At 60.6% G+C, this 18,840-nt stretch carries 16 protein-coding genes and 1 pseudogene; 14 read left to right on the forward strand and 3 right to left on the reverse strand.

The window, feature by feature from the left end:
• Position 1: 1 nt before the first annotated feature.
• Together IB244_RS00850 and IB244_RS00855 are read left to right on the forward strand one after the other, a co-directional pair.
• Positions 2-1,213 carry an amidohydrolase/deacetylase family metallohydrolase gene (locus tag IB244_RS00850; RefSeq protein WP_192302806.1) on the forward strand — a complete coding sequence of 404 codons (1,212 nt, stop codon included), beginning with the start codon at positions 2-4 and terminating at the stop codon, positions 1,211-1,213.
• An 18-nt stretch (positions 1,214-1,231) separates the two neighbouring features.
• The gene (locus tag IB244_RS00855) at positions 1,232-1,744 is read left to right on the forward strand and encodes a RidA family protein (RefSeq protein ID WP_192302808.1); all 513 of its coding nucleotides are present in this window, start codon (positions 1,232-1,234) and stop codon (positions 1,742-1,744) included.
• A 10-nt stretch (positions 1,745-1,754) separates the two neighbouring features.
• On the opposite strand, the gene IB244_RS00860 is transcribed toward IB244_RS00855, so the two are convergent.
• On the reverse strand, positions 1,755-2,588 hold the full coding sequence (locus IB244_RS00860; protein ID WP_113160713.1) for an IclR family transcriptional regulator: 834 nt from the start codon (positions 2,586-2,588) through the stop codon (positions 1,755-1,757).
• Between the two features lie 96 nt (positions 2,589-2,684).
• Here IB244_RS00860 and IB244_RS00865 point away from each other — a divergent pair, with 96 nt between their 5' ends.
• The 3 genes from IB244_RS00865 to IB244_RS00875 are packed head-to-tail and all read left to right on the forward strand — an operon-like array spanning position 2,685 to position 6,004.
• Positions 2,685-3,881 carry an aminotransferase class V-fold PLP-dependent enzyme gene (locus IB244_RS00865; RefSeq protein ID WP_192302810.1) on the forward strand — a complete coding sequence of 399 codons (1,197 nt, stop codon included), beginning with the start codon at positions 2,685-2,687 and terminating at the stop codon, positions 3,879-3,881.
• 40 nt (positions 3,882-3,921) lie between these two features.
• Positions 3,922-5,754 carry an ABC transporter ATP-binding protein gene (locus IB244_RS00870; RefSeq protein ID WP_192302813.1) on the forward strand — a complete coding sequence of 611 codons (1,833 nt, stop codon included), beginning with the start codon at positions 3,922-3,924 and terminating at the stop codon, positions 5,752-5,754.
• A gap of 13 nt (positions 5,755-5,767) precedes the next feature.
• Positions 5,768-6,004: a hypothetical protein gene (locus tag IB244_RS00875; protein ID WP_192302815.1), complete on the forward strand. Its 237-nt coding sequence runs from the start codon at positions 5,768-5,770 to the stop codon at positions 6,002-6,004.
• Here IB244_RS00875 and IB244_RS00880 read toward each other — a convergent pair.
• Positions 5,999-7,018, reverse strand: a complete 1,020-nt coding sequence (locus tag IB244_RS00880) for a LacI family DNA-binding transcriptional regulator (protein WP_169679850.1) — start codon at positions 7,016-7,018, stop codon at positions 5,999-6,001. The genes IB244_RS00875 and IB244_RS00880 overlap by 6 nt on opposite strands.
• 183 nt (positions 7,019-7,201) lie before the next feature.
• Here IB244_RS00880 and IB244_RS00885 point away from each other — a divergent pair, with 183 nt between their 5' ends.
• From IB244_RS00885 to IB244_RS00920, 8 genes are all read left to right on the forward strand, one after another.
• A complete protein-coding gene (locus IB244_RS00885) occupies positions 7,202-8,230 on the forward strand; it encodes an ABC transporter substrate-binding protein (RefSeq protein ID WP_192240155.1) in 1,029 nt (342 codons plus the stop codon).
• 81 nt (positions 8,231-8,311) lie between these two features.
• Positions 8,312-10,546: an ABC transporter permease gene (locus IB244_RS00890; protein WP_192302817.1), complete on the forward strand. Its 2,235-nt coding sequence runs from the start codon at positions 8,312-8,314 to the stop codon at positions 10,544-10,546.
• Complete coding sequence (locus IB244_RS00895) at positions 10,543-11,604, forward strand: ABC transporter ATP-binding protein (RefSeq protein ID WP_169679842.1); 1,062 nt, start codon at positions 10,543-10,545, stop codon at positions 11,602-11,604. Before IB244_RS00890 ends, IB244_RS00895 begins: the two co-directional genes overlap by 4 nt.
• A 35-nt stretch (positions 11,605-11,639) precedes the next feature.
• Positions 11,640-12,440, forward strand: coding sequence for an inositol monophosphatase family protein (locus tag IB244_RS00900; RefSeq protein ID WP_169679839.1), 801 nt, complete (start codon positions 11,640-11,642; stop codon positions 12,438-12,440).
• A 178-nt stretch (positions 12,441-12,618) separates the two neighbouring features.
• Complete coding sequence (gene ugpB, locus IB244_RS00905) at positions 12,619-13,926, forward strand: sn-glycerol-3-phosphate ABC transporter substrate-binding protein UgpB (protein WP_210334192.1); 1,308 nt, start codon at positions 12,619-12,621, stop codon at positions 13,924-13,926.
• 65 nt (positions 13,927-13,991) lie between these two features.
• Entirely contained in the window at positions 13,992-14,873 is an 882-nt protein-coding gene (ugpA, locus tag IB244_RS00910) for a sn-glycerol-3-phosphate ABC transporter permease UgpA (RefSeq protein ID WP_062369364.1), read from the forward strand.
• Between the two features lie 9 nt (positions 14,874-14,882).
• Complete coding sequence (gene ugpE / locus IB244_RS00915) at positions 14,883-15,731, forward strand: sn-glycerol-3-phosphate ABC transporter permease UgpE (RefSeq protein WP_025658489.1); 849 nt, start codon at positions 14,883-14,885, stop codon at positions 15,729-15,731.
• Positions 15,731-16,774: a sn-glycerol-3-phosphate import ATP-binding protein UgpC gene (locus tag IB244_RS00920; RefSeq protein WP_192302819.1), complete on the forward strand. Its 1,044-nt coding sequence runs from the start codon at positions 15,731-15,733 to the stop codon at positions 16,772-16,774. The genes ugpE and IB244_RS00920 overlap by 1 nt, the downstream gene beginning before the upstream one ends.
• Positions 16,775-16,914: 140 nt before the next feature.
• Here IB244_RS00920 and IB244_RS00925 read toward each other — a convergent pair.
• Positions 16,915-17,145: pseudogene (locus IB244_RS00925) on the reverse strand (phenazine biosynthesis protein PhzF); the annotation flags it as partial.
• A gap of 112 nt (positions 17,146-17,257) precedes the next feature.
• On the opposite strand from IB244_RS00925, the gene IB244_RS00930 reads away from it, so the two are divergent.
• A complete protein-coding gene (locus IB244_RS00930; protein WP_192302821.1) occupies positions 17,258-18,661 on the forward strand; it encodes an ATP-binding protein in 1,404 nt (467 codons plus the stop codon).
• Positions 18,662-18,840 lie beyond the last annotated feature (179 nt).

Raw genomic sequence — 18,840 nt, forward strand, 5'->3', positions numbered from 1 at the left:
AATGACCGGTGAAAAAGCGGGCAAGCCGCTCCTCATCACCAAGGTAAAGCCCATGGCTTTCGGCGCGGCTTCCCCCTCCAGCAGCACGACGGACATCCTTGTCGGCGCAGACGGCAGGATCTCGGCAATCGGCCCGTCGCTTGCCGCGCCAGCAGATGCCGCGCGCGTCGACGCCAAGGGAGCCTGGATCTCGCCCGGCTGGGTCGATCTTCACGTCCATATCTGGCATGGCGGCACCGACATTTCGATCCGTCCGTCGGAATGCGGCGCCGAGCGAGGCGTCACGACGCTGGTTGATGCCGGATCAGCGGGGGAAGCCAACTTCCACGGCTTCCGCGAATATATCATCGAGCCGTCGAGAGAGCGCATCAAGGCTTTCCTGAACCTTGGCTCGATCGGCCTTGTCGCCTGCAACCGCGTCGCCGAGCTGCGCGATATCAGAGACATCGACCTCGACCGCATTCTTGAATGCTATGCTGAGAATAGCGAACACATCGTCGGCCTGAAGGTACGGGCGAGCCATGTCATCACCGGTTCCTGGGGTGTCACGCCTGTCAAGCTCGGCAAGAAGATCGCCAAGATCCTCAAGATCCCGATGATGGTCCATGTCGGCGAGCCGCCGGCGCTCTATGATGAAGTGCTTGAGATCCTCGGTCCCGGAGACGTCGTTACCCATTGCTTCAACGGCAAGGCCGGGTCGAGCATCATGGAAGACGAGGACCTCTTCAATCTCGCCGAACGTTGCGCTGGCGAAGGTATTCGCCTCGACATTGGCCATGGCGGCGCATCCTTCTCCTTCAAGGTGGCGGAAGCAGCCATCGCACGCGGCCTTCTGCCGTTCTCCATCTCGACCGACCTGCATGGTCATTCGATGAATTTCCCGGTCTGGGACCTCGCGACCACCATGTCGAAGCTCCTGTCCGTCGGCATGCCCTTCGACAAGGTCGTGGAGGCTGTGACGCACGCACCGGCCTCGGTCATCAAGCTGTCGATGGAAAACCGTCTTTGCGTTGGCGAGAGGGCGGATTTCACGATCTTCGACCTCATCGATGCCGATCTCGAAGCGACCGACTCCAACGGCGACGTTTCCCGCCTGCAGAAGCTGTTTGAACCGCGATATGCGGTGATCGGATCGGAGGCGATCGCGGCCAGCCGCTATATCCCGCGTGCCCGCAAGCTCGTCCGTCACAGCCACGGCTATTCGTGGCGCTGAACGGAAGGTCCAAACCGCATGATAGGAGCAGACGTGGACACGTCCCCAGCAGAGGCCGCAGCAGCGGTACAGACACCCTACGAGCGCCTCGCGGCGCTCGGCATTACGCTGCCATCAGCTCCCCCGCCCATCGCCAACTTCATTACCCATGTTCGCGAAGGCAACATCCTCTATCTGTCGGGTCAGGGCCCGCGGGAAGCGGACGGTCATCTGCACGCCGGCAAGGTTGGCAGCGAAGTGAGCACCGAAGAAGCCTATCAGCATGCACGGCTCACCGGCATCAACCTGCTGGCCGTCATGCACGACGCGCTCGGCAACCTCTCCCGGGTGAAGCGGGTGGTCAAGCTGCTCGGCATGGTCAACGCCGTGCCGCACTTCGAAAACCATCCAAGCGTCATCAATGGATGCTCGGACCTCCTTATCGAGGTTTTCGGCGAGGCCGGCCAGCATGCTCGCTCCGCCGTTGGCTTCGGCTCCCTGCCAGGCAACATCACTGTCGAGATCGAGGCGATCGTCTCGCTCAACGACTGAGGAGGTCAGGTCAGTGGTTGCGCCATCCCATCAACTTCTCGATCCGCTCCGCCGAAGCTCGCACCTGTTCGGTGTAATGGCTTTCGTCGGACAGAACCTTCTGTTCGGGCAGGACGATCGAAATGGTGGCAACGCATTGGCCTTCCCGGTCGCAGACCGGCGAAGCGATGCAGGCAACCGCGTAGTCCGACTCGGCGACCTGGATAGACAGTCGCTCCCCGAAAGCCTTGCCTGCGGCATCAGAAAGCGTGCGCGCATCGATCTCAGCGCGCCCGGTCGGCGAGGTGCGGGCGCAGCGCTTGAACAATTCTACCCGCTCGTTCTCGGGCAGGTGGCCGACAAGAAGCCTGCCGGACGCCGTCCAGTTCAATGGCACGCGCGTTCCGACACGCGAGGCAACCTGAAAATGGCTTGGGCCGTCCGCCATCGCAAGCACAAGCATGTAATCGCCGTCGCGACCGCAGACCTGCACGGTTTCGCCGGCTTGCCGGCAGAGATCGTGCATCTCGTGCGTGGCAACGCTCATGAAGTCCAGCGACCGGGCATAGGCGAGGCCATAATGATAGAGGCGCGAACCAAGCCAGATCGACCCATCCGAGTTGCGAGCCAGCATGTTCTTTTCGACCAGGTCGTCGATGATAACGTAGACGGTGGAAAGCGGAGCCCGGACTGCCTTGGCAATCGCGTAAGCACCCGCTGGGGAACCGGTTTCGTAAAGATAATCAATTACCTGCAAGGCACGATCAATACCGCTGACGCGAGAGCGCCGCGCGCCTTTTGCGTCGGCCGCCTCGATCGATGCGGCCTCATAGAGGGGGGCTGCGGATGAGGTCTTGGTGTCCAATTCAACGCTCCTCGTCTGATAACGAGAAGCTATTACATTACTATGGCATAACTGTCGATGGCAATTCCCAACCTGCCGCCACTCTGGAGAAATAGAATGTCCGATGATATCCGCACCAAGATCGGCCTGCGCCCGGTCATCAACGTGTCCGGCACCATGACAAGCCTCGGCGCATCGATCGTCGTGCCGGAAGCGATAGAGGCGATGGCAGCGATCCTGCCGCAGTTCGTCGAGATCAACGACCTGCAACGCAAGGCAAGCAGCGTCATCGCACGGCTGACTGGTGGTGAATCTGGCTTTGTCACCGCATCGTGCTCGGCCGGCATAAGCCTCGCCGTCGCCGGCGCCATCACCGGCGACAATCTCCTGGCCATCGAGAAATTGCCCGATGTCTCTCCCGAGAAGAACGAAGTCCTCGTGCAGATGGGCCATGTTGTCAGTTACGGCGCGCCGGTTGATCAGGCCATCCGCCTCGCCGGGGGCAAGGTCGTCCTGATTGGGCAGGCAACCTCGACGCATCGTTTCCATATGGAAAATGCCATTACCGAGAAAACGGCGGCGGCCGTCTATGTCGTGTCGCATCATGTTGTCGACTACGGCTTGCTTCATCTTACCGAATTTGTCGAGATCGCCCACGCGAAGGGCGTTCCGGTGATCGTTGATGCGGCCTCCGAATACGATCTCAAGCTCTTCCTGGCGCAAGGAGCCGATATCGCGCTTTATTCCGGCCACAAGTTCCTCGGCGGCCCGACCTCCGGCATCGTCGCTGGCAAGAAGGAATTGGTGCGCAGCGCCTTCCTGCAGAACATGGGGATCGGCCGCGGCATGAAAGTCGGCAAGGAAAGCGTCTATGGCGTCATGGCTGCGCTAGAAGCTTGGGAAAAGCGCGATCATGCGGCTATCCGGGAACGTGAGACCGCCTGCCTGAACCTCTGGAAGAACGAACTGGACGATCGCCCAGGCGTGACGGCACTGATCGAGCCCGATCCTACCAACAATCCGCTTGACCGCTTGCGGGTGGTCATATCGCCGACGGAGGCACACATCACCGCCTGGGATCTCGCTGCCGCTCTGTCGCAAGGCAACCCGCCGGTCATCGTGCGCGACCATGAGGTCGAGCATCAGCATTTCTATCTCGATCCCTGCAACCTGCACCCTGGCCAGGAAGAGATCGTCGCCGTCCGCCTTGCAGAAGAGCTCAACAAGGCTCGTGCCTCGAACGAGATCATCGCCACGCCGTTCGAAAACCGCAGCAAGCATCGATTTGACGGCATGCTGCGCTGGCCGGACTGAGGACCGACAGGCGACAAACGATAGAAGGAAGGGAACGATCATGAGCGCCACAGAGACAAGCACTGCAAGGTCCGTCGATCCGGTTCTGTCTGTCCAGAACCTGACCACCTCGTTTCTGGTGGATGGCGGATTAAAACCCGTCGTGCGGGATGTTTCCTTCTCTGTGGCACCGGGAGAAACGGTCGCGATCGTCGGCGAAAGCGGCTCGGGCAAGAGTGTCACGTCGCTCTCGATCATGCGGCTCCTGCAGCCCGATTCGAGCCGCATCGAGGGCAAAATCATGCTGGGTGGCCGCGACCTGCTGTCGCTTTCCGAAAATGAGATGCGAAAGGTCCGCGGCAACGACGTCTCGATGATCTTTCAGGAACCGATGACGAGCCTCAATCCGCTCTTTACCATTGGCGACCAGATCTCGGAGGCATTGCTGTGCCACCAGGCGATGTCGAAGGCCGAGGCGAAGGCGGAGACGATCCGGTTGCTGGAAAAGGTCCGCATCCCGTCCGCCGCATCTCGTTTCGATGAATACCCGCATCGCTTCTCCGGCGGCATGCGCCAGCGCGTGATGATCGCCATGGCTCTGGCTTCCAGGCCAAAGCTCCTGATCGCCGACGAACCGACGACGGCACTCGACGTAACGATCCAGGGGCAGATCCTCGATCTCATCAAGATGCTGCAGGACGAGCAGGGGACCTCGGTCCTGTTCATCACTCACGACATGGGCGTCGTTGCCGAAATTGCTGACCGCACAGTCGTCATGTATCGCGGTGAGCAGGTGGAGACCGGTGCCACCGCCGATATCTTCCACCGTGGAAAGCATCCCTACACCCGCGCCCTGCTGTCTGCCGTCCCGGTGCTTGGATCAATGCAGGCCTATGCGCGGCCATTGCGCTTTCCTGTTGTCAACACCGCAACCGGTGAAACGGACAAGCAGGTCGAAGTGCCTGACACCGTATCCAAGGACAAGCCGATCCTTGAGGTGAAGGGGCTCACCAAGCGGTTCGACATCCACTCGGGGCTGTTTGGACGACTGAGCGGCCGCGTGCATGCCGTGGAGAACGTTTCCTTCGACCTTTTCGCCGGCGAGACGCTGTCGCTGGTCGGCGAGTCCGGTTGTGGCAAATCGACCACAGGGCGCGCCATCATGCGGCTGATCGAACCGGATTCGGGATCCGTGCTGGTCGCAGGACGCGACGTGCTCGCTCTCGACAAGCGCGGGATGCGCGATATGCGCAAGTCTGTGCAGATGATCTTTCAGGACCCGTTTGCATCGCTCAACCCACGCATGACCGTCGGCCAGGCGATTGCCGAACCCTACCTCGAGCACAAGATGGGCACAGCAAGAGAGGCAAAGGACGTCGTCGCTGACATGCTCCTGAAGGTCGGGCTGACACCGGATATGGCAACACGTTACCCGCATGAATTCTCTGGCGGCCAGCGACAGCGCGTCTGTATCGCCCGGGCCTTGGCACTTAAACCGAGGGTCATCGTCGCTGATGAAAGTGTCTCGGCACTCGACGTGTCCATCAAGGCGCAGGTCATCAACCTGATGCTCGATCTGCAGCACAACCTCGATCTCGCCTTCCTGTTCATTTCGCATGACATGGCGGTCGTCGAACGCGTCAGCCACCGTGTGGCGGTCATGTATCTCGGCGAGATCGTCGAAATCGGCCCGCGCGCGGCAGTCTTCGGCAACCCGCAACACGACTACACCAAGAAACTCATGGCCGCGGTTCCGGTGCCGGATCCGGACCGTCGCCGCCAGAAACGAATGGCTGTTGTCGAGGAGCTGAAGAGCCCGATCCGGCCTGTCGAATACGAGGCTGGACGGCGCGAATATCGAACCGTTTCGCCAGGACATCTCGTGATAAGCTGACGGTTCTGCGCCAATGGGCATGGACGACCCCTTGCCTCTCGCCTGGCCGGACAAGGGATGCCGGCACCATATCGTCCTTGTCGCTGTCGACCTTCGCCATCCGGTGTTCGACCGCCCGCATCAAGGGCCGACCCCTTTTGTGGGGGACGATCGTGGTCAGGACGTCATGTCGCGGCGCCAGCCCCGAGCCGGTATGGGCGACGTTGCGCGTCTGCGCAGCATGCTCGCAGTGCCGGTAGCGGTGTCATGACTTCCTGGCGCGAATAGACTTTCGCCAAAGCAGTTCGGCCTTCAACCTGATGGACTGAACGTCGCCTTGGCCGTCCTCCCGCTCGAACTTGGTCAACCATTCGACGGCCCTTGAAGCGATTTCGGCGACCGGCTGTGCGAATGTCGTCAGTTCGTAGGATGACCAGGAAGCCTGCTCGATATCGTCGAAGCCGGCGACGCAGAGTTCGTCCGGAATGGATATGCCGAACTGGTGGCGTGCCGCATCCATGAAACCGCAGGCCAGAAGGTCGGTGGCGCAGAAGACGGCATCGGGCCGCTCCTTGGCCGTCAGCAGGCGATGGGCGAGAACGCGCCCGGCCTCATAGCCCGTCCAGCCGTGACGTTCGACGATGACATCCATTCCAAGCGCGCGCGCGCCGGCAACGAATCCGCGCTCGCGCCCCATGAGACTAGGCGTCCCCGCTTCGGAATTGGCAAAGGCAAGCCGGCGGCAGCCGGCCCGCACAAAGGCAGTCAGGATGCGTCCGCCGGCCTCGTCGTCGTCGAGGTTGATCCTGAGCGGGCCAGGCTGATCGTCGTCGCGGTTGATCAGCACCAGGCGCTGGCCATTGCGCAGACAAAGCTGCGTTATCGACTTGTCGGGAAGTCCGGAAAGAATGACCGATGCATCGGCGCGATAACGGATGGCCTGTTGCAGCGCCCGGTCGACGCTGCCGTCGGAGCGATCCGTGTTGATGAACATCGCCACCTTGCCGGCATTCTGCAGCTGCAGCGTCAGCTCCCTGAGCAGCGCCGACCGGTACGGCGTCGCGACCTCGGAAACGATAAGGCAGACGATGCCGCTTTCGTTGCGCATCAGGCCTCGGGCAAGATGGTTGACGTGGTAGCCGAGCTCCTCTGCCGCCCGCAGCACCCGTTCGCGCGTCTCTGCCGAGACGCTCGCTCCCGGGGTGAAGGTTCGCGAGACGGCGGAACGCGATACGCCGGCCCTTTCGGCGACTTCCTGTGCACTAACGAAAATTTTGGACCGCACCTTTCCCTCCCGCACGGTCTTTTCTTAGCCGTTTGTTGCACGTGCGTGCAAGCGGTCTTGCACGAAGACTTTTATGACAGTTTTGCGAAAAACGAGTTGACAGTTATTTTGCCCGTATGCAAGCTCTGCACACGCTTGCAAAAGCGAGCGGCGTGGAGGCGCCGTCACAACCAGGAGGAAATCATGCGACCGGTCAAGTTGGCCGCGGCATTGCTTGCCGCGGGTATATCCTTTGTTGCCTTTTCGGCTCATGCCGCCGGCGATCTCAATGTCATCTGCTCGGCAGATTCGCAGGTCTGCGACCTGATGAAGGCTCTGTTCGAGAAGCAGACCGACATAAAGGTGAACATGGTTCGCCTGTCGGCTGGCGAGACCTATGCGAAGATCCGTGCCGAGGCACGCAACCCGAAGACGGATATCTGGTGGGCCGGCACCGGCGATCCCCATCTCCAGGCAGCCGCCGAAGGCCTGACCCAGGAATACAAGTCGCCGCTTTTCGATCAGCTCCAAGACTGGGCCAAGAAGCAGGCCGAGAGCGCCAAGTTCCGCACCGTCGGCGTTTATGCCGGCGCGCTCGGCTGGGGCTACAACTCTGAAATCCTTGCCAAGAAGGGGCTGAAGGAGCCGAAATGCTGGGCTGACCTGCTCGATGCGAGCTACAAGGGTGAGATCCAGATCGCCAATCCGAATTCGTCCGGCACCTCCTATAACACGCTTGCCACGCTGGTGCAGATCATGGGCGAGGACAAGGCTTTCGATTATCTCTCGAAGCTGAACGCCAATGTTTCTCAATACACCAAGTCCGGTTCGGCGCCGGTAAAGGCGGCCGCGCGCGGTGAATCCACCATCGGTATCGTCTTCATGCACGACGCGGTCGCCCAGACCGTCGAGGGCTTCCCGGTCAAGGCCGTCGCGCCATGCGAAGGCACGGGCTACGAAATCGGCTCGATGTCGATCGTCAAGGGCGCCAAGAACCTGGAAAACGCCAAGAAATGGTACGATTGGGCGCTTTCCGCCGAAGCGCAGTCGCACATGAAGGAGGCGAAGTCCTATCAGCTTCCGTCCAACAAATCCGCCGAGGTGCCGAAGGAGGCGCCGAAGTTCGAGGACATCAAGCTCATCGATTACGATTTCGCGAAATACGGCGATCCCGATGTTCGCAAGGCGCTTCTTGCTCGCTGGGACAAGGAGATCGGCGCCAAGGCGAACTGAACCTGACTTCGCCCGTGCCCGGGCCGGACTATGTTCGGCCCGAAGGCAAAACTGAAACCGGATGAAGACGCGGACCCGACCATGACACATAGCAATCGACGGCTCGATGTCGCTCTTCTTCTCGGCCTTGCTGCCTTCGTTCTCTTTCCGTGGTACCGGATCGAAGGTGGCTTTTACAGCTTCGGCTGGCTTTCGGGCTTTCCAGCTGACCCTGCCGCCGCGCCTGGCGTTTTGCAGATATTGATGCACGGACGCTGGTGGCTTGCCGGCGCCCTTGCGTTCCTGTTGGCGGGAGGCTCGGCGCGCCTGATGTCCGATCCGATCCGCCGCGGTCGGCTGCTTGCCGTGGCAGGTGGCCTCGGCTTTGCCTTCCTGGCGCTGCAGGGATTGGCAATTACCTTCTCCGGCTGGAGCTGGACGATCAGCGAAGTGCTTTTCGGTACGCTCAACGATGGGCAGCCCTCGATGGGTGCCGGCGCCATCCTTGCCGGCATCGTTTTCGTGCTTCTCTTTTCCTTCGGGCTTGCCGAACGCGGCGTCATGAAAGGTGATGCCTTTCTTGTCGGCGCCATCGTCATGTTGATCGTGCTGGTCGCAATCTTTGTCTTCTACCCGGTAGGCAGCATGTTCGTCGGCGCCTTTCAGGCCTTCGACGGGTCCTTTGATCCGAGCGGGTTCGTGACCAATATTCAGGACTCGTCAGTCTGGAGTCTCGACTGCGTGGTTGGTGGCGATCGGTGCGGCGTCGCCTGGCGCACACTCTGGCTCGCGATCCTGACGGCCAGCGGCGCGACGCTTCTCGGCCTCTGCTTTGCGCTGGTTGCGACGCGCACGCGGTTCCCCTTCAAGAAGGGGTTAAGGCTGCTGACGATCTTGCCGATCATCACGCCGCCCTTCGTCGTCGGTCTGGCGCTGACGCTGCTCTTCGGGCGTGCCGGCGTCGTCACCCAAACGGTGGCAACTCTTCTTGGCGCGGAACCGGGCCGCTGGCTCTATGGGCTGACGGGCATCTGGATCGCCCAGGTTCTTTCCTTCACGCCGATCTCTTTCCTCGTGCTCATCGGCGTGGTGGAAGGCGTCAGCCCCTCGATGGAGGAGGCGTCTCAAACCTTGCGTGCCGACCGCTGGCGCACCTTCTGGCGGGTGTCGTTGCCGCTGATGAAGCCCGGCCTCGCCAACGCGTTTCTGATCGCCTTCATCGAGAGCATGGCGGATTTCGGCAATCCGATGGTGCTTGGTGGCAGCCATGGCGTGCTGTCGACGGAGATCTTCTTCGCCGTCGTCGGCTCGCAGAACGATCCGTCACGGGCCGCCGTCCTTGCGATGATCCTGCTTCTCTTCACCATGTCGGCCTTCATCGCGCAGCGCTTCTGGCTCGCCGGCAAGAGTTTCGCGACCGTTACGGGCAAGGGGGATTCGGGCGCCCATATCGCCCTGCCGCGCGGGCTTTCGATCGGCGTGCATGCGATCGTCATTCCCTGGATGATCTTTACCATCGTCGTCTACGCTATGATCCTCTTCGGCGGCTTTGTCCGCACCTGGGGCCTCGACAACACGCTTACCGTCGAGCACTACGTGAAGGCCTTCTCGATCGGCTGGCGCGACGACGGCGGCATTGCCTGGACGGGCGTCGCCTGGAACTCCTTCTGGACGACCATGGAGATCGCCCTGATCTCCGCGCCGCTGACAGCAGCCGTCGGCCTCTTGACGGCCTATCTGATCGTTCGTCAGCGGTTCGTCGGCCGCAACCTCTTCGAATTTGCGCTGATGATGAGCTTTGCCATTCCCGGCACCGTTATCGGCATCAGCTACATCATGGCCTTCAACTTGCCGCCGCTCGAAATGACCGGCACAGCGCTGATCCTCGTCGCCTGCTTCGTCTTCCGCAACATGCCGGTCGGCGTGCGCGGCGGCGTGGCGGCCATGAGCCAGCTCGACAAGAGCCTCGACGAGGCGTCGCTGACACTGCGCGCCGACAGCTTCCGCACCATCCGCAGGGTTATCCTGCCGCTGCTTCGGCCAGCAATCACCGCAGCACTCGTCTATTCCTTCGTCCGCGCAATCACTTCGATCAGCGCGGTCATCTTTCTGGTCAGCGCGAAGTACAACATGTCCACCGCCTATATTGTCGGCCTTGTCGAGAACGGCGAATACGGCGTGGCGATCGCCTATTCCTCGGCGCTTATCCTGGTGATGATCGCCATCATCGCCGGCTTCCAGCTTCTCGTCGGCGAGCGCCGGCTGTGGCGCGAAAACCGCGTCGCGCTTGCCGGTAAAGCCGCTTCCGCGCCTCTCGGTCAGGAGAAAACCGCATGAGCAATACCGCCGCCGGTTCCGTCGTCTTCGAAAATGTCCGCAAGACCTTCGGTGCCTTCACAGCCATCCCTGATCTATCGCTGACCATCGAGCCGGGTACGCTCGTCACGCTGCTCGGACCATCGGGCTGCGGCAAGACGACGACGCTGCGCATGCTGGCCGGACTGGAGCATCCCTCGGCCGGCCGGATCCTGATCGGCGGCAAGGATGTCACGGCCCTTCCGGCTAACGAGCGCGACGTCTCGATGGTGTTCCAGTCCTACGCGCTGTTTCCGCACATGACGGCGCTCGATAATGTCGCCTATGGCCTCGAATCCTCCCGCATTCGCCGCAAGGAGGCCCGCGAGCGGGCGGAGGAGGGGTTGAAGCTGGTCGGTCTCGCCGGCATGGGCCAGCGCCTGCCGGCCGAGCTTTCCGGTGGCCAGCAACAGCGCGTCGCCGTCGCCCGCGCCCTGGTGCTGGAGCCGCAGGTCCTGCTGCTCGACGAGCCGCTTTCCAATCTCGACGCCCGCCTTCGCCGGCGGGTGCGCACTGAGATCCGCGATCTTCAGCAGCGTCTCGGCTTCACCGCGGTCTATGTCACGCATGACCAGGACGAAGCCCTTGCCGTTTCCGACCGCATCATTGTCATGAAGGATGGCCAGATCGCACAGGCTGGTGCGCCGCGCGACCTCTACGACGCGCCGGCCTCCGCCTTCATCGCCGACTTCATGGGAGAGGCCAACGTGCTGCCCTGCGACATCGTCGGCGTCGAGGGCGACAGCGCGACGATCAGCGTCGAGGGGCTGCAGCATCGGGTTGCTGGCCGTAACATCCGCACCGGACCGGCGCAGCTCGCCATTCGTCCGAACGCCATCACCCTTGCGCCGCGTACCTCCGATGGATCGTTCAATGGCGAGATCACCCATGCCGCCTATCTTGGCGACCGTGTCGAATACGAGGTCAAGACGAGCAACGGTACGCTTTTCGTCGTCGACCCGGCTGTCGAACAGGCGCTCGCGCCGCGAACGGAAGTGACGATCGGCTTCAAGAGCCGTGGCATCGCCATTATCGGTTGACCCCAATCCCGTTTTGACAAGAAGGATATTAGTTCATGACGTCGCATGTCATCTCCGGTCTCGAAGCCCGTCTCGCGCTTGCTGAGGCGGTTGCCCGTGAGGCAGGCGAAGTGGCGCTCGATTATTTCAGGAAGCGCGAAACCCTCGTCATCGAGACCAAGCGCGACCCCCAGGACGTCGTTTCGATCGCCGATCGCGAAGTCGAGAACCTGATCCGCGCCCGCTTTCATCAAGCCTATCCGGGCGACGGTGTCCTCGGCGAGGAGTATGGGCTCGAACATGGCTCCTCGGGCTTCACCTGGGTCGTCGATCCGATTGACGGCACAAGCCCATTCGTCAACGGCATGCCGAACTGGTGTGTTTCGATCGGCCTTCTGCACGACGACGTTCCGGTGCTTGGCGTCATTTCCGCGCCCTGCCACGGCGAACTCTATGCCGCAGCATCAGGCATGGGTGCGACGCTTAATGGCAAGACGCTGACGCTCGACCCCTCGCGCAACATTCGCAACGCGGTGACGGGAATCGGTGCCAACAACTACGTCACGCCGGCCTTTGTCGGGAAGATGGTCGAAAGCCTGCTGGACGCCGGCGGCAATTTCGTGCGCAACGGCTCCGGCGCGCTGATGCTCGCCTATGTCGCGGCGGGCCGGCTGGTTGGCTATTACGAGCCCTACATGCATGCCTGGGACTGCATGGCCGGCTATTGCCTGGTGAAAGAGGCGGGCGGCTGGTACCACCCTTTCCCGACACAGGGCGAGATGCTCACGAAAGGCGCGCCGGTGCTTGCCGCCGCGCCAGGCGCGATCGAGGATTTGAGGAGTATCGCCGGCCTTTGAGGCGATCTTCGCTCCGATGCTCGACAGATTGCGAAAGCGTCCTAGTTCTCCTCGATTGCACAGCTTTGCATTAGGAGTTCGCCGCTTTCGGGAAAAGACAGAAGAGGATTTCCGGAACGATCGAGGAGGATCGTCCGGAAAAGGTCGCAGACGATCGCCAAAACCACAGGGAGGAATTATGTCCAAACGTCTACTTTTCGTTTCCGTCGCAGCCGCGGCCCTTTCGGCCGGTGCCCAGCACGCCTTTGCGGTGACCGAACTGCAATGGTGGCATGCCATGGCAGGCGCCAATAACGAGGTCGTCGAAAAGCTGTCCAAGGAGTTCAACGAGAGCCAGAGCGAGTACAAGATCGTCCCGGTGTTCAAGGGCACCTATCCGGAAGCCCTGAACGCCGGCATCGCCGCCTTCCGCGCCAAGCAGCCACCGGCAATCCTGCAGGTCTTTGACGCCGGTAGCGGCGTCATGATGGGGGCAGAGGGCGCCGTCATGCCGGCTGCCCAGGTGCTGGAGAAGGGCGGTTACAAGTTCGACAAGACTGAATATCTGCCCGGCATCGTCGCCTATTACTCGAAGCCGGACGGCACGATGCTGTCCTTCCCCTACAACTCCTCTTCGCCGATCCTTTACTACAACAAGGATGTCTTCAAGAAAGCCGGCCTCGATCCGGAGACGCCGCCGAAAACCTGGCCTGATGTCTTCGAGGCAGCAAAGAAGATCAAGGCGAGCGGCGCAGCCCCTTGCGGACTCACCTCAACATGGCTGACCTGGATCCAGACGGAAAACCTTGCCGCCTGGAACAACGTCGCCTACGGCACCAACGAAAACGGGCTTGGCGGCACGGATGTGAAGCTCGAATTCAACTCGCCACTCTTCGTCCAGCATTTCCAGGCGATCGCCGATCTCGCCAAGGACGGCACCTTCCGATACGGCGGCAGGACCTCGGAGGCAAAGCAACTCTTCACCTCCGGCGAATGCGCGATCATGACGGAATCCTCGGGTGGCCTCGGCGACATCGTCAAGTCGGGGATGAACTACGGCATCGGTCAACTGCCCTATTATGATGGGGAGGGGCGGCCGCAAAATACGATCCCCGGAGGCGCGAGCCTCTGGGTCTTCGCCGGCAAGTCGGATGCGGAATACAAGGGCATCGCCGAGTTCTTCCATTTCCTCTCCCAGACCAAGATCCAGGCGCGACTGCATCAGGTTTCGGGCTACATGCCGGTCACCATGGCGGCCTACGAGGACACGAAGAAGTCCGGCTTCTATGACAAGAACCCTGCTCGCGAAACGCCGATCCTGCAGATGATGGGCAAGGCGCCGACCGAAAATTCCAAGGGCGTTCGTCTCGTCAACCTGCCTCAGGTCCGCGACATCATGAACGAGGAATTCGAGGCCATGCTCGCCGGCAAGCAGGATGCCAAAGCGGCCCTCGACAAGGCGGTCGAGCGAGGCAATGCGGCGATCCAGCAAGCCCTGGGCAACTAACAGACGTCTCTTGCCGCCCGTGGTCAAAGCCGCGGGCGGTTACTACCGTTTGTCAGGAGCCTCATTTGCAGCGTGTTGTTTTTCCCAACAAGATCCTTCCCTATCTCCTGGTCGCGCCTCAGATCGTGCTTACCGTGGTCTTCTTCTTCTGGCCGGCAAGCCAGGCGCTCTACCAGTCGACGCAGCGCGAGGATCCCTTCGGACTCAAGAGCGGTTTTGTCGGCCTCGCCAATTTCCGGGCGGTTCTCTCTGACGAGAATTATCTGAACTCGCTGCAGGTAACCGTTGTCTTCAGCATCTCGACGGCGTTGCTGTCCATGGTCCTGGCGCTCGCGCTTGCGACCGCCGCCGACAAGGTGGTGCGCGGGCAGGGCTTGTATCGGACGCTGCTGATTTGGCCCTATGCCGTCGCGCCCGCCGTTGCCGGCATGCTCTGGCTCTTCATGTTCAATCCCGCCATGGGCACCTTTGCCTATCTGCTGCGCCGAAACGGCTTCGGCTGGGATCCACTCTTGAACGGCAACCAGGCCATGCTGCTGGTGATTGTCGCGGCCGCCTGGAAGCAGATCAGCTATAATTTCCTCTTCTTCGTGGCCGGGCTGCAGGCGATCCCGAAATCGCTGATCGAGGCGGCGGCGATCGACGGTGCGCGCGGCAGCCGGCGCTTCTGGACGATCGTCTTCCCGCTCTTGGCGCCGACCACCTTCTTCCTGCTTGTGGTCAATACCGTTTACGCCTTCTTCGACACTTTCGGCATCATCCACGCGGTTACCGGAGGTGGTCCGGCACGGGCGACCGAAACGCTGGTCTACAAGGTCTTCAACGATGGCTTCGTCAATCTCAACCTCGGCTCCTCGGCGGCGCAATCGGTCATCCTGATGGCAATCGTGATCGCGTTGACCGCCTTCCAGTTCCGCTTCGTGGAACGCCGCGTTCATTATGGGTGAGCAAGGCTGATGATCGAAAAACGTCCCCTGGCCACGCTTCTCGGCCACCTGATGCTGATCCTCGGCATCGTCATCGTCGCCTTTCCGATCTACTACACCTTCGTCGCCTCGACGATGAGCTCGGCGGAGATCCTGCGACCGCCGATCTCGCTGCTGCCGGGTGCGCACTTCTCCGGAAATTACGGCGAAGCGCTCTTCGGTGGTGTCGAACGCACCGTCGGTGTCAGTCTCGAGCGGATGCTCTGGAACACCTTCGTCGTTTCCTTCGTCATTGCGGTCGGCAAGATCGCGATTTCCTTCCTGTCGGCTTTCGCGATCGTCTTCTTCCGTTTTCCCTTCCGCATGGGTTTCTTCTGGATGATCTTCATCACGCTGATGCTGCCGGTCGAAGTCCGTATCCTGCCGACCTACAAGGTGATCGTCGATCTCGGCATGATCGACACCTACGCCGGTCTGACGCTGCCGCTGATGGCGTCAGCGACGGCGACTTTCCTGTTCCGGCAGTTCTTCCTGACGATCCCGGGCGAGCTGGTCGAGGCGGCACGTATCGACAGCGCCGGTCCCTTCCGCTTCATGCGCGATATCCTGCTGCCGCTATCGCGCACCAATATCGCCGCGCTTTTCGTCATCCTCTTCATCTACGGCTGGACACAATATCTTTGGCCGCTGCTCGTGACCAACGACGCGCGCATGACAACGATCATCATCGGCTTGCGCAAGATGGTGGATTTTGCAGATGCGGCGACCCCGTGGAACTTCGTGATGGTGACGGCGATCCTGGCAATCATCCCGCCAGTCCTCGTCGTCGTGCTCATGCAGCGCTGGTTTGTCAAAGGTCTGGTGGAAACGGAGAAATAATGGCCGGAATCAAGCTTAACGACGTCCGCAAGTCCTATGGCGGCGGCATCGACGTGATCAAGGGCGTGTCGCTCGACATCGCCGACGGCGAACTCCTCGTCCTCGTCGGCCCCTCGGGCTGCGGCAAGTCCACGCTGCTGCGTATGATCGCCGGGCTGGAAAGTATCACTGCCGGCGAGATCGGGATCGGCGGGCGTAGGGTCAACGAGCTGGAGCCCTCCGAGCGGGACATCGCCATGGTCTTCCAGAACTATGCGCTCTATCCGCATATGACCGTGCGCCAGAACCTCGCCTATGGCTTGAAGAACCGCAACACGCCAAAGGACGAGATCGACAGGCGCATTGCCAAGGCGGCTGCTTCGCTCGAGATCGAGCCCTACCTTGAGCGCAAGCCGCGCCAGCTTTCAGGTGGCCAGCGCCAGCGCGTGGCGATGGGCAGGGCGATCGTTCGCGAGCCCGCCGCCTTTCTCTTCGACGAGCCGCTCTCCAACCTCGACGCCAAGCTGCGCGTACAGATGCGGGTCGAGATCAAGCGCCTTCAGCGGACACTTGCAACCACCAGCGTTTACGTCACGCATGACCAGATGGAGGCGATGACCCTCGCCGACCGGCTGGTCGTCCTGAACGGCGGCCTGATCGAGCAGGTCGGCACACCGATCGAGCTCTATGAGAAACCCGCAACAACCTTCGTCGCGACCTTCATCGGCTCGCCGGCGATGAACCTGTTTTCGACCGACAATCCGAGCCTGACATTGAGCAACCCGGACCTTCTTCCAGCCGAGACCGCCACCATCGGCATCCGCCCAGAGGATTTCTATCTGGCGGAAGGCGCAGAACCCGCAGCCCTTATTACCGAGGCGCGCGTCGCCGCTGTCGAACTGATCGGCGCTGAAAGCTACGTTCACGCAACGCTGCCGACCGGCGCCAATGTTGTCTTTCGTGTCGCGGGCCGATCAAGAATAGAGATCGACGCCCCGGTGCGGATTGCCGCCAAGGCAGAGAGACTGCACTTCTTCGACCGAAGCAACGTTCGGGTGCAGTAAGAGACTGACCCCTTTTATTGCCTCCGAGGCGTTCCACCAAGCCAACCGAGACTGCACGATTCTCTCTGGCGATATACGGCAGTGCGGTAACCATACGGCCGAGGCCGCGGAGGCTGTAATTTCGTTGGCGGGCGTTCAAATTAGACGGCTGCGACGCCCTCGATACAAGTCGTGACGTCGCCACCGATCCAAATCCGATCTTCGACCAGCTCCACATAAACACGTCCTTCCCGTCCAAGGACGCTACCCTGGCTGGCAATGTATGACGAAGGAGCGATGCCGCTGCCAATCAACCATTGAGCGATGCCTGCATTTAAGCTGCCGGTTACCGGATCTTCAAAACCGGCCGCCGTAAAGGCACGCACTTCGAACGCGGTTTGGAGAGCCTGTAGCGCGCAGAACTTGACAAACTGATCGTCAATAAGGTAAACACGATTAAGGTAATCACGATTACGGTAATTATAATTACCATAAGGAAGGCATATGCAGTTTCTCGGGCGCGAACGTGAACTCAAGCTGGTGCGGATCGAATTGGATTCGCAACGACCTTCCCTCATCATCGTATTTGGCCGACGGCGGATCGGCAAATCGCGGTTCCTTCGGGAGGCCGCCAAGAACCGCCCAGAAATCTACTTTCAGGCGACCCGCGTCTCATCACTTTTGAACCTGGAACAGTTCAAATCCGATGTCGGAAAGGCAATCGGATCAAAGCCACAGCTCGAAGCCCTGTCAAGCTGGGAGGGGGTACTGCACTATGTTGCCGAGCGTGCCGGCGAGCATCCGGGATTGATCGTCACGATCGACGAATTTCCCTATCTGCTTGATAACGAGCCAGCACTGCCATCGATCGTGCAGAAATTCTGGGATTCCGGCGCACTTGCAGATGGGGCGATGAAACTGATCCTTTGCGGCTCTGCCATTTCTCAAATGGAAGACCTGTTGGCGGAACGGAACCCGCTTTACGGGCGAAAAACCCTGTCGCTCGACATGAAGGCCTTGCCCCTTGTCGACGTCGCCAAGTTTTTCCCGGAGTACACGGCCGTCGACATTATCAGAACCTATGCGATTTTCGGCGGCATTCCCTACTATCTTCAGCTTTGCGACGCTCAGGAACCGCTCCGCAACAACGTCATCAAACTCTTGCTCACAGAGACAGGCACCCTGATCGACGAACCGAACACGCTGCTGCAGACCGAACTCAGAGAGCCGTCCTTTTACTCAAGCGTGGTTGCGGCTATATCTGACGGTTGCAACACTAAGTCGGAGATCGCAAACCGACTGAGTGTCAAAGCAGACGGTATTGGGCCGTACCTGGCAAAACTGCTCGCGCTTGATTTGATCGAAAATTCGAAATCGCTGGATGCCGACGAAAAGGGCCGAAACCGCCGCTATCGCGTTGCAGACAGCCTGATGTCGTTCTGGCATCGTTTCGTGCGACCAAACCTGAGCGCGATCAGCAGCGGGTTTGGCGAGGAGGTTTACGACCGCGTCGTGGAGGCTCGGTTCTCCGAATATATGGGGATTGCGTTCGAACCGATCACCCTTCAATTTGCAAGGCTTCATCTGCAGGAGGTCCTTGCGGTTCCGACGCAGGAGGTTGGCCAGATTTGGGGTCACGCCGATTTCGACATCGATGTCGCGGGGCGATTGTTGGATGGTGCATTTTTCTATGGCGAATGCAAATGGCGATCGCGCGTGATCGACCTTGGCCACGTCCGATTGTTGCGTGAGCGATCCGAGAAAACGACTTACGGGGAAGGAGCGACGGGCAAGCACTACCTGTTTTTCAGTAGAAGTGGTTTTTCAAGCGATGTCGAGAGTTTGGCGAAAGAAAACGAGCGGCTGCATCTGATAACCCCAGAAACACTGGTAAGACCGCGTCGGTAGAGGCGACAGCGTGGGCGCATTGCCGCTCCCAACGCGCCGCCTGACGCATGTGGCGCTTGCTCCATAACGTCGGTAATTTCTGTAGTAAATCGGATGCCTAAGCTGCTTTTGGTGGTCTTTGCTACCTAACGCCGGAAAATTCTGTGGTTCCGTGTCTCACGATGATGTCCTGAGGTTCT

This window comes from Rhizobium sp. RHZ02 (assembly GCF_014851575.1).
Taxonomy (GTDB): domain Bacteria; phylum Pseudomonadota; class Alphaproteobacteria; order Rhizobiales; family Rhizobiaceae; genus Rhizobium; species Rhizobium altiplani.

What these genes read in the sequence shown, in the direction of transcription:
- IB244_RS00850 (WP_192302806.1), top strand. Translation starts at nt 2, where the DNA reads ATGACCGGTGAAAAAGCGGGCAAGCCGCTCCTCATCACCAAGGTAAAG.
- IB244_RS00855 (WP_192302808.1), top strand. Translation starts at nt 1,232, where the DNA reads ATGATAGGAGCAGACGTGGACACGTCCCCAGCAGAGGCCGCAGCAGCG.
- IB244_RS00865 (WP_192302810.1), top strand. Translation starts at nt 2,685, where the DNA reads ATGTCCGATGATATCCGCACCAAGATCGGCCTGCGCCCGGTCATCAAC.
- IB244_RS00870 (WP_192302813.1), top strand. Translation starts at nt 3,922, where the DNA reads ATGAGCGCCACAGAGACAAGCACTGCAAGGTCCGTCGATCCGGTTCTG.
- IB244_RS00875 (WP_192302815.1), top strand. Translation starts at nt 5,768, where the DNA reads ATGGGCATGGACGACCCCTTGCCTCTCGCCTGGCCGGACAAGGGATGC.
- IB244_RS00885 (WP_192240155.1), top strand. Translation starts at nt 7,202, where the DNA reads ATGCGACCGGTCAAGTTGGCCGCGGCATTGCTTGCCGCGGGTATATCC.
- IB244_RS00890 (WP_192302817.1), top strand. Translation starts at nt 8,312, where the DNA reads ATGACACATAGCAATCGACGGCTCGATGTCGCTCTTCTTCTCGGCCTT.
- IB244_RS00895 (WP_169679842.1), top strand. Translation starts at nt 10,543, where the DNA reads ATGAGCAATACCGCCGCCGGTTCCGTCGTCTTCGAAAATGTCCGCAAG.
- IB244_RS00900 (WP_169679839.1), top strand. Translation starts at nt 11,640, where the DNA reads ATGACGTCGCATGTCATCTCCGGTCTCGAAGCCCGTCTCGCGCTTGCT.
- ugpB (WP_210334192.1), top strand. Translation starts at nt 12,619, where the DNA reads ATGTCCAAACGTCTACTTTTCGTTTCCGTCGCAGCCGCGGCCCTTTCG.
- ugpE (WP_025658489.1), top strand. Translation starts at nt 14,883, where the DNA reads ATGATCGAAAAACGTCCCCTGGCCACGCTTCTCGGCCACCTGATGCTG.
- IB244_RS00920 (WP_192302819.1), top strand. Translation starts at nt 15,731, where the DNA reads ATGGCCGGAATCAAGCTTAACGACGTCCGCAAGTCCTATGGCGGCGGC.
- IB244_RS00930 (WP_192302821.1), top strand. Translation starts at nt 17,258, where the DNA reads ATGCAGTTTCTCGGGCGCGAACGTGAACTCAAGCTGGTGCGGATCGAA.